General features: G+C 68.9%; 15 protein-coding genes. 9 read left to right on the top strand and 6 right to left on the bottom strand.

From position 1 onward, the window contains the following. Positions 1-23: 23 nt before the first annotated feature. Positions 24-575, bottom strand: coding sequence for a 2,4'-dihydroxyacetophenone dioxygenase family protein (locus tag ACJEIK_RS10910; RefSeq protein ID WP_138248673.1), 552 nt, complete (start codon positions 573-575; stop codon positions 24-26). Between the two features lie 101 nt (positions 576-676). Here ACJEIK_RS10910 and ACJEIK_RS10915 point away from each other — a divergent pair, with 101 nt between their 5' ends. Continuing rightward, on the top strand, positions 677-1681 hold the full coding sequence (locus ACJEIK_RS10915) for an AraC family transcriptional regulator (RefSeq protein ID WP_226521474.1): 1005 nt from the start codon (positions 677-679) through the stop codon (positions 1679-1681). A gap of 21 nt (positions 1682-1702) precedes the next feature. On the opposite strand, the gene ACJEIK_RS10920 is transcribed toward ACJEIK_RS10915, so the two are convergent. From ACJEIK_RS10920 to ACJEIK_RS10935, 4 genes are all read right to left on the bottom strand, one after another. Continuing rightward, a complete protein-coding gene (locus ACJEIK_RS10920) occupies positions 1703-2914 on the bottom strand; it encodes an IS110 family transposase (protein ID WP_138248076.1) in 1212 nt (403 codons plus the stop codon). 258 nt (positions 2915-3172) lie between these two features. Then, complete coding sequence (locus ACJEIK_RS10925) at positions 3173-4231, bottom strand: quinone-dependent dihydroorotate dehydrogenase (protein WP_409431464.1); 1059 nt, start codon at positions 4229-4231, stop codon at positions 3173-3175. 10 nt (positions 4232-4241) lie between these two features. Beyond that, complete coding sequence (locus ACJEIK_RS10930; protein ID WP_138248676.1) at positions 4242-4541, bottom strand: DUF5703 family protein; 300 nt, start codon at positions 4539-4541, stop codon at positions 4242-4244. After that, entirely contained in the window at positions 4541-5590 is a 1050-nt protein-coding gene (locus ACJEIK_RS10935) for a hypothetical protein (protein ID WP_409431465.1), read from the bottom strand. Before ACJEIK_RS10935 ends, ACJEIK_RS10930 begins: the two co-directional genes overlap by 1 nt. 127 nt (positions 5591-5717) lie before the next feature. On the opposite strand from ACJEIK_RS10935, the gene ACJEIK_RS10940 reads away from it, so the two are divergent. The 6 genes from ACJEIK_RS10940 (at position 5718) to ACJEIK_RS10965 (ending at position 9799) form a co-directional block, all read left to right on the top strand. Next, a complete protein-coding gene (locus ACJEIK_RS10940) occupies positions 5718-6029 on the top strand; it encodes a hypothetical protein (protein WP_061006446.1) in 312 nt (103 codons plus the stop codon). Between the two features lie 53 nt (positions 6030-6082). Next, positions 6083-6913 (top strand): undecaprenyl-diphosphate phosphatase, encoded by an 831-nt coding sequence (locus ACJEIK_RS10945; RefSeq protein ID WP_409431681.1) that lies wholly within the window; start codon positions 6083-6085, stop codon positions 6911-6913. Then, entirely contained in the window at positions 6910-7629 is a 720-nt protein-coding gene (locus ACJEIK_RS10950; protein WP_409431466.1) for a histidine phosphatase family protein, read from the top strand. Before ACJEIK_RS10945 ends, ACJEIK_RS10950 begins: the two co-directional genes overlap by 4 nt. A gap of 29 nt (positions 7630-7658) precedes the next feature. Then, positions 7659-8252 carry a DUF3090 domain-containing protein gene (locus ACJEIK_RS10955; RefSeq protein ID WP_138248679.1) on the top strand — a complete coding sequence of 198 codons (594 nt, stop codon included), beginning with the start codon at positions 7659-7661 and terminating at the stop codon, positions 8250-8252. Next, on the top strand, positions 8239-9054 hold the full coding sequence (locus ACJEIK_RS10960; RefSeq protein ID WP_174814032.1) for an SCO1664 family protein: 816 nt from the start codon (positions 8239-8241) through the stop codon (positions 9052-9054). The genes ACJEIK_RS10955 and ACJEIK_RS10960 overlap by 14 nt, the downstream gene beginning before the upstream one ends. Before the next feature lie 79 nt (positions 9055-9133). Further along, on the top strand, positions 9134-9799 hold the full coding sequence (locus tag ACJEIK_RS10965) for a GNAT family N-acetyltransferase (protein ID WP_133426973.1): 666 nt from the start codon (positions 9134-9136) through the stop codon (positions 9797-9799). A 64-nt stretch (positions 9800-9863) separates the two neighbouring features. Here ACJEIK_RS10965 and ACJEIK_RS10970 read toward each other — a convergent pair whose 3' ends face one another. Next, positions 9864-10121, bottom strand: a complete 258-nt coding sequence (locus ACJEIK_RS10970; RefSeq protein WP_409431467.1) for a hypothetical protein — start codon at positions 10119-10121, stop codon at positions 9864-9866. A gap of 136 nt (positions 10122-10257) precedes the next feature. Here ACJEIK_RS10970 and ACJEIK_RS10975 point away from each other — a divergent pair, with 136 nt between their 5' ends. Then, the gene (locus tag ACJEIK_RS10975) at positions 10258-11037 is read left to right on the top strand and encodes a 3'(2'),5'-bisphosphate nucleotidase CysQ (RefSeq protein WP_138248700.1); all 780 of its coding nucleotides are present in this window, start codon (positions 10258-10260) and stop codon (positions 11035-11037) included. Between the two features lie 38 nt (positions 11038-11075). Next, a complete protein-coding gene (gene mshC / locus ACJEIK_RS10980) occupies positions 11076-12326 on the top strand; it encodes a cysteine--1-D-myo-inosityl 2-amino-2-deoxy-alpha-D-glucopyranoside ligase (protein ID WP_409431468.1) in 1251 nt (416 codons plus the stop codon). The last annotated feature ends 22 nt before the right edge of the window (positions 12327-12348 follow it).

A 12348-nucleotide genomic window follows, 5' to 3' on the forward strand; every position in this document is an offset into this window, starting at 1 on the left:
CTTTCGAGTCTCGTGGCGGAGGGTCAGGGTTTGACGACGCCGGCGGTGCCGCCGTGGACGAAGACGGGCGTGGTGCCCTGGGCAGCGGAGACCGTCTCGGTCAGGTAGTGCAGGGACACCGCGTCGAGGATCGAGTGGAACGAGCCGTCCTCGTTGAAGTTGACGTTCGCGCCGTCGACGATGATGAGCGCGACGGTGTCCTCGGTGTTGTCCTCGGGGGTGAAGAAGGTGTGGACCGAGCCGCCGGGTTCGTACAGGTAGGAGCCGGCGGTCTGCGGCTGGTCGGGGTACTCGCGGTAGAACCAGCAGCCCTGGAAGGTGTACACCTGCGCGGGACCGGTGTGGTAGTGCAGCTGCAGGCCGACGCCCGGTGCCATCCGGGCGAGGATGACGTACTCGCCGCGCTCGGTGTCCAGGCGCAGCGGGTGAAAGCTCATGCCGGGTCCGAGGGCGTCTTTCAGCAGCGGGGTCTCGGCGAGGTTGACGGTCAGCAGCTCGCCTTGCGGCAGTGCGACCAGGGGGAGCGGAGCGCCGCTGAGGGTGGTGACCATTTCGGGGGATGCGATGGCGGTCATGTCGGGCCTTTCGTTGTGGGGTGGCTTGCTATGGATCAATTCTGTGATCCGCGACGCTGAGATACTTGACATCAAGCGACAGCTTCTTGACACTGGACGACATGTCGTTCGTGCGGGGCACGTCGTTGCAGGGCTTTCTTGAGCTCGTCCGTGAGCTGGGCGCCGATCCCGAGCCCTTGCTCGCCCGGAGTCGCATCCCCGTCGACGCGGTCGGCGATCAGGACAACTTCGTCGACTACCGCAGCGTCGTCACGGTTCTGGAGGCTGCCGCCGCGGCGACCGGCGCGCCCGACTTCGGCCGGCGGCTGGCCCTGCGCCAAGGCCTGGACATCTTGGGCCCGGTCGGGATCGCGGCGCGGACGGCGGCGAACGTAGCGGCCGCGCTCGCCGCGATCGACCAGTACATGGCGGTCTACAGCCCGGCGCTGTCGGCAGCCATCGACCCGCAGCCGACCGCGCGCTACGCCCGCTTCGATTGGCGTCTCGCCGTGCCCCGGCCGATCGTGCACCGGCAAGCGGCAGAGTTGGCTCTCGGCGTATCCCTCCGGGTGTTCCGGCTGCTGACGGGGCCCGACTTCACGCCAGCCGTGGTGCACTTCCGGCACGAGCCGCTGACGACCGCCGAGAGCTATGCCGACTACTTCGGGTGCCCGGCGCGTTTTGCCATGCCGGACAACGGTTTTCGCTTCCCGCGCGCGGTGCTCGCCCAGCCGCTTGCGGCCGACGGCGCGGTGCACGACGTGGTGCGGGGCTATCTGAACACCATCGCGGTCCCGACTGATTCACAGACCGCCGAACCGGTCCGGCTGCTGATCCGCCGGATGCTGCCCACCGGCGGCCTGACCCTCGACCTGGTTGCGCAGCAGCTCGCGGTGCACCCGCGCACACTGCAGCGGCAATTGGAGGCGCAGGGCACGTCGTTCGCCGGGCTGGTCGACGAGGTGCGTCGCGAGGACGCCGACCGCTACCTCCGCACCACCGACATGCCGTTGGGGCAGCTGGCCGGACTACTCGGCTACAGCGAGCAGAGCGTGCTGTCGCGGTCGAGCCAGCGGTGGTTCGGCATGTCGGCGTCGGCGTATCGGCGTACCGGAGTCGAGGGTTAGACATCCCAGGTGCGTAGCTTGTCAAGCTGCGGCGGGTTGGCGGTGAGCCCAGGCTCTGTGTTCGTCGTAGTGGGAGCGGTGGTTAAGACAGCCGTGCAGGATGCCGACGAGCCGGTTGCCCAGGGCGCGTAGGGCTTGGTGATGGAGGTCACCGGCTGCGCGGCGTTGGTCGTAGAACAGTCGGGCGCCGGGACTGCGGGTCAGCGCGCAGAAGGCCCACTGGTCGACTGCGTCATAGAGCCGTCGGTTGCGGATGTGGCGGGCCAGGACTGCGCGTTTGCGGCCTGATGCGATGGTCAATGGCGAGGTTCCGGCGTAGTTTTTGCGACACTTGGCGGTGGTGTAGCGGTTCGGGTCGTCCCCGAACTCACCGAGCACCCGGGCGCCGAGGATGACACCAAGTCCTGGCAGGGAGCGGTAGATGTCGGCGTCCGGGTGCGTCTCAAAATGCGCGGTCAGTTCTGTTTCGAGGTCGTCGATCTGACGGTTCAGTTCGACAATGATGCCCACTGTGGCCCGCGTGGTCGCGGCAAACGCAGCCGTGACCGCAGCGGGTGCGGCGAGCTGTTCAGACCGTAGCGCGGCTTGAATCTCGATTGCTCGGGTGTCGATATTGCGTTGGCGGCCAGCCGCTTTGAGTGCCGACCGGATCTTCGCCAGGCTCAAGCTGGCCGCCTGTCGTGGATCGGCCGCGCGTCCCAGGAGCGCTAGCGCGTCGCGATCGGCAAGATCAGCGAAGGCCGCTAACGCCGCGGGGTAGTACTCCCGTAGCGCCGAGCGCAGGGCGTTGGTGTGCCGGTTGCGGGTCCAGATCAGATTCTGATGCGCCCGTGCCAGCACCTTGATCGCCTCGGCATCGGGAGTGTCACCGGCAATCAGTCGGTGGTTGTGCCGATCTGTACGCACCAGATCGGCCAACAGTTTGGCGTCGGCTGCATCGGATTTGGCACCTGAGACCGCGTGGCGCTCCCGGTAGCGGGCCACCGCCAACGGATTGACCGCATACACCTGATAGCCGGCGCCGGTCAGCGCATCGACCCACAGACCGCGGTCGGTCTCGATGCCGATGATCACCTGAGCCGGCTCCTGAGCGTGGGTGGCGATCAAGTCATGCAGCAGCCGCATACCGGCTAGCCCTTCGGGAAACCGTTGTGCCGCCAGCTTCTTACCGGCCTCGTTCATCAGGTACAGGTCGTGGTGGTCTTCTGCCCAGTCGTCTCCGACGAAGAGCATCTCATCGCCTCCTTCAGCTCGCTGCGGATGAAACCGTTCGAGCCGAAGGACACCGGCGGCGACCTAATGGATCAGTGCTCGAGCGGCACGACATCCCATGAGCGCTATAGATGACCTCACCAAACCGGTCGGGGCACGATCTAACCCTAGAAATCGACCATCGTTCCAGGCGCACGGAGTGCTCACCGACCAGCGGCTCGGAGATCAGCGTCTCCCCGACGAATCACTATCCGTCCTAGGCTCGCCGATCACCACCCATTAGGCGCCGGAGCCCACCGCATCGGCCAGCGACGCGAAGCCACCGGCCTTCAACTTCGCGGCGACACCGTCGTGAATGTGCTTGGCCCACAGGCCGCCGCCGTAGATGAAGCCGGTGTAGCCCTGCACCAGCGAGGCGCCGGCGAGGATGCGCTCCCAGGCGTCGTCGGCGGTCTCGATGCCGCCGACGCTGATCAGCACCAGCTGATCGCCGACGCGCTTGTGCAGCCGCCGCAGGATCTCGAGCGATCGTGCGGCCACCGGCGCCCCGGAAACGCCGCCCGCGCCCAGCTCGGCGACGCCGGGCGTCAGCAGCCCTTCGCGGGAGATCGTGGTGTTGGTCGCGACGATCCCCGCCAGCCCAAGTTCGACGGCCAGGTCGGCGATCTCGTCGACGTCGTCGTCGGACAGGTCGGGCGCGATCTTCACCAGCACGGGCTTGGTCGTCTCGGCGCGCACGGCGGCCAGGATCGGCCGTAGCGACGCCACGGCCTGTAGATCACGCAGCCCGGGCGTGTTCGGCGAGCTGACGTTCACCACGACGAAGTCGGCCAGTGGCCCGCACAGGCGGGCGCTCTCGGCGTAGTCGTCGACGGCGTGTTCGGGCGGGGTGACCTTGGTCTTGCCGATGTTCACGCCGATCGGCACGGTGGACTGGCTGCGGGTCAGCTTGATGGCGAGCTCGCCGGCCCCGTGGTTGTTGAAGCCCATGCGGTTCAGCAGTGCACGGTCCTCGGGCAGCCGGAACAGCCGCGGCGCCGGGTTACCCGGCTGTGCCTGTGCCGTCACCGTGCCCACCTCGGCGTAGCCGAAACCCAGTGGGCCCCAAGCGTTGATGCCACTGCCGTTCTTGTCGAAGCCGGCTGCCAGGCCCACCGGGCCCGGGAACGTCACGCCGAACACCGTCGTCTCCAACACCGGATCCGACGGGGCCAGCCACTTGGCCAGCAACCGGCGGCTGACGGCCAATCCGGTCGCGACGCGCAGCAGCGCGAACACCCAGGTGTGAATCCGCTCCGGGGACACCAGGAAGAACACCCAGCGCAGGGCGCGATACATCAACGGCTCCTCACATCGACGGCTGTTCGGGCGCCAACCTATCGGGCACCTGGCCCGTCGTTTCGCCCGCCCCGGGCACATTTCCCGTCGCGTCGCCCGTCCTGATCTTGCGGCGGCGCAGCAGCACCCGGCGCGAACCGTCGGTGTAGAGGCGCACGCGCGTCAGTTCCCACCCGCGGTATTCGGCCTCGATCGACAGCCGGATCGACGCCGACAGCCTGGTCACTTCCGGCGGCAGTCGGAGCGGAATCCATTCGTAGTCGTCGGACAAGTCCTCCGCCCACGCTGCCGGCATCCGCCCCCGCTGCATCAGTGGCCGCCCGACCCCGGCCCTGCGGCGGCGTTCGCGATCACCTGGACCCCGGCGCCCGATCCCGACACCACGAACAAGGTGCCGGTGCGTTCGTCGAAGGAGAGGACGTCGGGCTGCTGCACGGTGCGATATCGGACTTTCTCGACGGGGATACCAGTCGAAAGATCGTAACCAACCACGCTGTTCGTCGCGGTCTGTGAAACCCAGGCGAGTTTCGCCGATCCGACGATGCCGTACGGCGCGCCCCGCACCGGCGCCTGCTGCCGCAGCATCAGCGGCGTCGTCCCGAAGACCAGCAGGCCGTCGCCGCGCGTGTCGGCCACCAGCACCCGCCCGGCGGGATCGGCGGCCAGCGTCGTGGCGCCTTCACCGGCGCGCAGCGCCTGGGCGACGTCGGTGCCGTCGGCGTTCACCTCGGTCACCGAGGTTTGCCCGCGGTCCAGGACCACGACGGTATTGCCTTGCGCGGCAAGACCGTCCACGCGGGCGAAGGCCTTCATCCGGGACTTCACCGCGGTACCGTCGATGATCAGCACCGCCCCGTCGGCGGTTCCCAAGGCCAGTTTCCCGTCGGCCCGCCGGGCGATCGAGGTGAAGTCGGTGCCGGACTGGCCGTCGACCGCGACCGTTTGCACCGCGCGCTTGCCGATGTCGAACCGCAGGTAGCCGCCGCGGGTGGACAGGAACGCCGTGCCCGCGCCGTCGACTGTGATACCTGTCGCAGCGGCCGGCAGCACCACCGGCGGTGTGCCGGGCACCGTCACCACCGGACGTCCGGCGTCGGTGCCGAGCACGACGAGCGACGCCGTCGCCGTGTCGAAGCCGGCGCCGGTGCCGGGCCCGGGAAGGGCGCGGACGACGCCGTCGGGAGCGCCGGTGACCGGGGGCGACACCGCGGCGTGTGCGGGGGAGATGGTCGGCGGTGCCGTCTCGGTTGGATGCGACGAGCACGCCGCCAGCGTGCCGACGGCCAGCGCGGCCGTCGCGAATCTCGTTAGGCCCACCCGATATTCACGCAGCCGACAATTAATGGGATGGTGATCCATTGACACAGGCTGGCTTTCGGTCGGTGAACGGCGGGTGATCGCTAATTGCCAGTTTAGGCAAATATTTTGACGTCAATTATCTGCTTCAGGCGGGTACGTCACGTACCGGAGGGGTATGGTCGGGACCATGAGCATTGCCACCGACGGCGATCTGGCCAACGGTAATTTTGCTATCGAAGACCTTTCGACAGGTCTGCGGGCCAGCGGGTTTGGCCAAGTCGGCGACGGCCGGAGTTTTTCATTTCGCCTCGACGACAAGCGCGTGTTGATTGTGGAGGTCTACCGCCCGCGTCTGTCGGGGCCGGTGCCGCAGGAAGAGGACGTCGTCGCGGTGTCCTCGCGAAGCCTGGCGCACGTCGACGTGCACGACGAGCGCAGTCTCGCCGCCGCCGTACGCGACGCGGTCGCCGACGCACAACCGGTGCAGCGCAACCACTAACCCCCGCGCCCGCCGCTCACGGTACGGTCGTCGGCGTGACTGACGTGGCAGCCATGAGCTGGTGGCAGACGATCGTGCTGGCCGTCCTCCAGGGGCTCACCGAGTTTCTGCCGGTGTCGTCGTCGGGCCATCTGGCCATCGCCTCCCGGGTTTTCTTCGCCGGTGACGCGGGCGCGTCGTTCACCGCGGTCACCCAGCTCGGAACCGAGGCCGCGGTGCTCATCTATTTCGCCAAGGACATCTGGCGCATCCTCACCGCCTGGTTCGCCGGGCTGACCGACGCCGCCCGCCGCACCGGCGACTACTGGCTGGGCTGGTGGGTGATCATCGGCACCATCCCGATCTGCGTGCTGGGACTGCTGTTCAAGGACCAGATCCGTTCCGGCGCCCGCAATCTGTGGGTCATCGCCACCGCGATGATCGTGTTCTCGGCGGTGATCGCCCTCGCCGAGTACGCCGGCAAGCAGACCCGCGACGTCGAGCAGCTGACGTGGAAGGACAGCGTCCTCGTCGGCCTGGCGCAGTGCCTGGCGCTGGTGCCGGGGGTGTCGCGGTCCGGCGCGACGATCAGTGCCGGCCTGTTCCTCGGCATGAACCGCGAGCTGGCGGCGCGCTTCGGCTTCCTGCTCGCCATCCCGGCGGTGCTGGCCTCCGGCCTGTTCTCGCTGCCCGACGCCTTCAAGCCCGTCACCGAAGGCATGAGCGCCACCGGCGCGCAGCTGACCGTCGCCATCTTGATCGCGTTCGTCGTCGGCTACGCCGCGGTGTCCTGGTTCCTGAAATTCCTGGTGCGGCACAGCATGTACTGGTTCGTCGGCTACCGCATCGTGCTCGGCGTGACGGTGCTCGCGCTGCTCGGCACCGGGGTGGTGGCGGCACAGTGACGGTCATCCTGCTGCGGCACGGGCGCTCGACGTCCAACACCGCCCACACCCTGGCCGGCCGGTCCGAGGGCGTCGACCTCGACGACAAGGGCCGCGCGCAGGCCGACGGTGTCGTCGCCCGGATCGGCGCGCTGCCGGTCAAGGCCATCGTCCGTTCGCCGCTGCTGCGCTGCCAGAACACCGTCGCCCCGTTGGCCGCGGCGCTGGGCCTGGAGCCGCGCGTCGACGATCGGCTGACCGAGGTCGACTACGGCGGCTGGACCGGCCGCAAGATCGCCGAACTCGTCAAAGAGCCGCTGTGGCCCGTCATCCAGCAGCAGCCCAGCGCCGCGGTGTTCCCGGACGGTGAGGGGCTGGCGCAGGTGCAGTCGCGCGCCGTGGCCGCCGTCCGCGAGATCGACCGGGCCCTGGCTCAGGAGCACGACGGCGACACGTTGTGGATCGCCTGCACGCACGGCGACGTCATCAAGGCGGTGCTGGCCGACGCCTTGGGTGTGCACCTCGACGGCTTCCAGCGGATCGTCGCCGACCCCGCCTCGATGAGCGTCATCCGCTACACGCCGCACCGGCCGTTCGTCCTGCACGTCAACCACACCGGCACGGATCTCAGCTCGTCGCTGCGCCCGCAGCCCGAGCAGCCCAAATCCGACGAGGCCGGCAAGCCCGACGATGCCGTCCCGACACACGACGCAACCGTCGGTGGCTCGACCGATTAGACCGGTGAACCGGTATTTTGAAAGGTGCCATGGCTCGCGCAATTCACGTCTTCCGTTCTCCCGACCGCTTCGTGGCCGGGACCGTTGGGCAGCCTGGTAACCGGACGTTCTACCTGCAGGCCGTGCACGACCAGCGGGTCGTCTCGGTCATGTTGGAGAAGCAGCAAGTCGCGGTCCTGGCCGAGCGCATCTCCGCCCTGCTGGTCGAGATCAACCGGCGGTTCGGCACGCCGATCCCGCCCGACACCGGTGAGGTCGCCGACCTCAACCCACTCGTGATGCCCGTGGACGCCGAATTCCGGGTCGGCACCATGGGTCTGGGTTGGGACTCCGAAGCGCAGACCGTGGTGGTCGAGCTGCTGGCCGTCACCGACTCGGAATTCGACGCCTCCGTCGTGCTCGACGACGCCGAGGAAGGCCCCGACGCCGTGCGGGTGTTTCTGAGTCCGCAGTCGGCCCGGGACTTCGCGAACCGCTCGAATCGGGTGATCTCCGCCGGCCGGCCGCCGTGCCCGCTGTGCGAGGAGCCGCTCGACCCGGAGGGACATATCTGCGTGCGCACCAACGGGTATCGGCGCGGCATGCTGGATGCCGACGGTGATGAGCCGGATGACGCCTCCTGACGCCGAACAGATTCTGCAACGCGGTGAGCTGACGGCGCTCGGGCGCATCAGGTCGGCGAGCAACGCGACGTTCCTGTGCGAAGCCGAGCTGGACGACGCGCTGCTGCACTGCGTGTACAAGCCGATCTCCGGGGAGGCTCCGCTGTGGGACTTCCCCGACGGCACCCTGGCCGGACGGGAGCTGGCGGCCTATCTGGTGTCTGCCGCGCTGGGCTGGAACCTGGTGCCGCACACCATAATTCGTGACGGCCCGGCGGGCCCGGGCATGGTGCAGCGCTGGGTCGACCAGCCTGGCGACGCGCTCAGTGAAACCGAACCGCCGCCCGGCCCGGACCTCGTCGACCTCGTTCCGGCCGGCCGGGTGCCGGCGGGATACCTGCCTATCCTGCGGGCCTACGACCACAAGGGCGACGAAGTGGTGCTGGTGCACGCCGACGACGCCCGGCTGCACCGGCTGGCGGTGTTCGACGTACTGATCAACAACGCCGACCGCAAGGGCGGGCACGTGCTGGCCGGCGCCGACGGCCAGGTGTACGGCGTCGACCACGGCGTCAGCCTGCATGCCGACGACAAGCTGCGGACCGTGCTGTGGGGCTGGGCCGGAAAACCGATCGACGACGACGTGCTCGGTGCGGTCGCCGCATTGCGGGACGCCCTGCGCGACGGCCTCGCCGCGACGCTGGCTCCGCACCTCACCCGTCCTGAGATCGCCGCGCTACAAGCGAGAGTTGTTGAGCTGATTGACAATCCGATCATGCCCACCCCGGATCGGCACCGGCCGATCCCGTGGCCGGCCTTTTGATCGCAGTTTGCACACAGGTAGCGATTTGCGTAGTGATTTCGGCAGCCCTACCGATCGGTAGTGCTCTAGGCTCGTCGGCATGACCGACCACGACAAGGCCGCAGCCCGCCGCGAGATCACCGATGCGCTCCAGAAAGCACTGGATCGCCGGCACGAGGTGCTCGACGTCATCGTCGAAGCCGACAACAAGGCTGCCGCCGTTGATGCCATCGCCAAGCTGCTGGGCACCTCCCATGCCGGGGGCGAGCAGGTCATGGCGATGTCCTTCGATCTGCTGACGAAGGACGCCCGCAAGCGCATCGCCGACGAGCTGGAAGATCTGAACAGCCAGTTGTCCTTCGCGGTGAAGGACCGCCCCGCCAGCTTCGGGGACAACCTGTCGCTGCGCCCGTTCTCCGGCGCCGCCGACCGCGACATCTTCGCCACCCGCACCACCGATGTCGGTGCGTCCGGTGACGGCTCGGGCCGTGCCGCCGGCGACCTGGACGACGAGATCAAGGCCGCGCTTGCCCGCGTCAACGCCGAGGAAGCGGTGTGGTTCGTCGCCGAGGAAGATGGCGCCAAGGTCGGCATGGTGTTCGGTGAGCTGGACGGCGGCGAGGTCAACGTCCGCATCTGGGTCCACCCCGACTACCGCCACCGCGGCTACGGCACCGCGGCGCTGCGCCGGTCGCGGTCGGAGATGGCGTCGTACTTCCCGGCCGTGCCCATGGTGGTCCGCGCTCCGGGCGCGACACCGAAGTAGGCTGTGCCCCAAAGGAAAAGGGCTCCGGGAATTCCCGGAGCCCTTTTCCGTGCCTGTCGTCAGCTCAGCCGGAGTACGGCTTGGCCTTCACCGGCGGGGAAGCGACGGTGACGGGCTCGACGCTGCTGGGCGTCGTCGGCGCTTCGGTGGAGCCCATGTTGATCGCGGCGACGGTCGGCTGGTTGTACTCGCCCGACGTCGCGCCGTGTCCCGACGAGGCGATGGGCGCGATGGCCGGCGCCGGCGCGTGGGTCGTGCCGTAGACGCCGAGTGCGACACCCGCCGCGACGCCGACGAATCCGAATGTCTTCGCCACCTTCATGACGTCCTCCTTAATGACTACGCGGTAAATAGTTGTGGAAAATGCTATGAGCCCTATTTCGGCAGGACCTGCCAGCAGCCTGCAACGTCCCTGTGAATAGGCGATTTCGGCTGTGACGTCGCCCTCGGCGATACTCATGGGCATGGCGGACAGCGACAGGGCGCAGACCGATGTCGCGCTGGCCGCGGAAGTCGCGCAGGAGGCAGGGGAGTTCCTGCTGTCGGTGCGCGACCGGCTGGGCTCCCACGATCCGTACACCCTCGGCGCGGCCGGCGACCGGCACGCCAACACGCTGATCCTCGATCGGCTGCGCACCGCGCGCCCCGACGACGCCATCCTGTCGGAGGAGGCCGCCGACGACCTGGTCCGGCTCCGCTCGGACCGGGTGTGGATCGTCGACCCGGTCGACGGCACCCGTGAGTTCGGCCGGGGCCGGCCGGACTGGGCCGTCCACATCGCGCTGTGGCAGCGCGATGGCAGCCCACACGGGTCCATCACCGACGCGGCCGTCGCGCTGCCCGCACACGGCGAGGTGCACCGCACCGACACCGTGACCGGACCGCCGCCGCGCCGTCCCGGGCCCATCCGCGTCGCCACCAGCACCTACCGGCCGCCGGCCGTGGTGTGGTGGCTGCGCGATGTGCTCGACATGGAGCTCGTCGGCATCGGATCGGCGGGCGCCAAGGCGATGGCCGTGGTGCGCGGCGACGTCGACGCCTACGTGCACGCCGGCGGGCAGTGGGAATGGGACTCGGCCGCACCGGCCGGCGTGGTGCAGGCGGCGGGGCTGTTTGCGTCGCGGCTCGACGGCTCGCCGCTGCGCTACAACCGGCCCGATCCGTACCTGCCGGACTTCGTCATGTGCCGGCCGGAGTTCGCCGACACCCTGCTCGACGCCGTGCGCCAGGTGTCCTGACTGAGCCGTGTCTCGGGCCACACCCTAAAGTCGATGTCATGCGATCGTGGCTGGCGCCCAGCGTCCCGAACCTGCCGGGCCGGCCGAAACAGGCCGGCCCCGAACTGCGGCTCTACGACACCGCCGACCGTCAGGTCCGGCCGGTCTCGGCCGGTCCGAAGGCCACCATGTACGTCTGTGGCATCACGCCGTACGACGCCACGCACCTGGGTCACGCCGCCACCTATCTGGCGTTCGACCTGGTGCACCGGTACTGGCTAGACGCCGGGCACGACGTCCACTACGTGCAGAACGTCACCGACGTCGACGACCCGCTGTTCGAGCGGGCCGCGCGCGACGGCATCGACTGGCGCGACCTCGGCGACCGTGAGACCGAGCTGTTCCGGCAGGACATGGCGGCGCTGCGGGTGCTCCCGCCGCACGACTACGTCGGCGCCATCGAGTCCGTCGCCGAGGTCGTCGAGCTCGTCGAGAAGCTGCTGGCGTCCGGCGCGGCGTACGTCATCGACGACGCCCAGTACCCCGATGTCTACTTCCGGGCCGACGCCACCACCCAGTTCGGCTACGAATCCGGCTACGACCGCGACACCATGCTGGCGCTGTTCGGCGAGCGCGGCGGCGACCCCGACCGCGCCGGCAAGGCCAGCCAGCTGGACGCCCTGCTCTGGCGGGTGCAGCGCCCGGGCGAGCCGAGTTGGCCGTCGCCGTTCGGCGCGGGCCGGCCGGGCTGGCACATCGAGTGCGCCGCGATCGCGCTGAACCGCCTCGGTGCGGGTTTCGACATCCAGGGCGGCGGCAGCGACCTGACTTTCCCGCACCACGAGTTCTCTGCCGCCCACGCCGAATCAGTAACGGGGGAGCGGCGTTTCGCCCGCCACTACGTGCACGGCGGCATGATCGGCTGGGACGGCCACAAGATGAGCAAGAGCCGCGGCAACCTGGTGCTGGTGTCGCAGCTGCGGGCCGACGGCGTCGACCCGGGTGCCATCCGGCTCGGTCTGATGGCCGGGCACTACCGCGCCGATCGCTTCTGGAGCCCCGAGGTCCTCAGCACCGCGCAGGTGCGGCTGCAGCGCTGGCGGGCGGCCACCGCACTGCCCGCCGGGCCGGATGCGACGGATCTGCTCGCCCGGGTCCGCCGGTACCTGGCCGACGATCTCGATACCCCGAAAGTTCTTGCCGCCCTTGATGGCTGGTCGACGGACGCGCTCGAATACGGCGGGCACGACGCCGCCGCGCCGCGGTTGGTGGCCGACACCGTCGACGCGCTGCTCGGGGTGACCCTCTAGTCACTTCGTCGTGAGGGTACGT

Origin of the sequence: Mycobacterium sp. SMC-16, assembly GCF_046250085.1 — a bacterium.
GTDB lineage: Bacteria > Actinomycetota > Actinomycetes > Mycobacteriales > Mycobacteriaceae > Mycobacterium > Mycobacterium phocaicum.

Coding starts and splice junctions, on each gene's coding strand:
- ACJEIK_RS10910 (WP_138248673.1), bottom strand. CDS start 575: ATGACCGCCATCGCATCCCCCGAAATGGTCACCACCCTCAGCGGCGCT.
- ACJEIK_RS10915 (WP_226521474.1), top strand. CDS start 677: ATGTCGTTCGTGCGGGGCACGTCGTTGCAGGGCTTTCTTGAGCTCGTC.
- ACJEIK_RS10920 (WP_138248076.1), bottom strand. CDS start 2,914: ATGCTCTTCGTCGGAGACGACTGGGCAGAAGACCACCACGACCTGTAC.
- ACJEIK_RS10925 (WP_409431464.1), bottom strand. CDS start 4,231: ATGTATCGCGCCCTGCGCTGGGTGTTCTTCCTGGTGTCCCCGGAGCGG.
- ACJEIK_RS10930 (WP_138248676.1), bottom strand. CDS start 4,541: ATGCAGCGGGGGCGGATGCCGGCAGCGTGGGCGGAGGACTTGTCCGAC.
- ACJEIK_RS10935 (WP_409431465.1), bottom strand. CDS start 5,590: ATGGATCACCATCCCATTAATTGTCGGCTGCGTGAATATCGGGTGGGC.
- ACJEIK_RS10940 (WP_061006446.1), top strand. CDS start 5,718: ATGAGCATTGCCACCGACGGCGATCTGGCCAACGGTAATTTTGCTATC.
- ACJEIK_RS10945 (WP_409431681.1), top strand. CDS start 6,083: ATGAGCTGGTGGCAGACGATCGTGCTGGCCGTCCTCCAGGGGCTCACC.
- ACJEIK_RS10955 (WP_138248679.1), top strand. CDS start 7,659: ATGGCTCGCGCAATTCACGTCTTCCGTTCTCCCGACCGCTTCGTGGCC.
- ACJEIK_RS10960 (WP_174814032.1), top strand. CDS start 8,239: ATGACGCCTCCTGACGCCGAACAGATTCTGCAACGCGGTGAGCTGACG.
- ACJEIK_RS10965 (WP_133426973.1), top strand. CDS start 9,134: ATGACCGACCACGACAAGGCCGCAGCCCGCCGCGAGATCACCGATGCG.
- ACJEIK_RS10970 (WP_409431467.1), bottom strand. CDS start 10,121: ATGAAGGTGGCGAAGACATTCGGATTCGTCGGCGTCGCGGCGGGTGTC.
- ACJEIK_RS10975 (WP_138248700.1), top strand. CDS start 10,258: ATGGGCATGGCGGACAGCGACAGGGCGCAGACCGATGTCGCGCTGGCC.
- mshC (WP_409431468.1), top strand. CDS start 11,076: ATGCGATCGTGGCTGGCGCCCAGCGTCCCGAACCTGCCGGGCCGGCCG.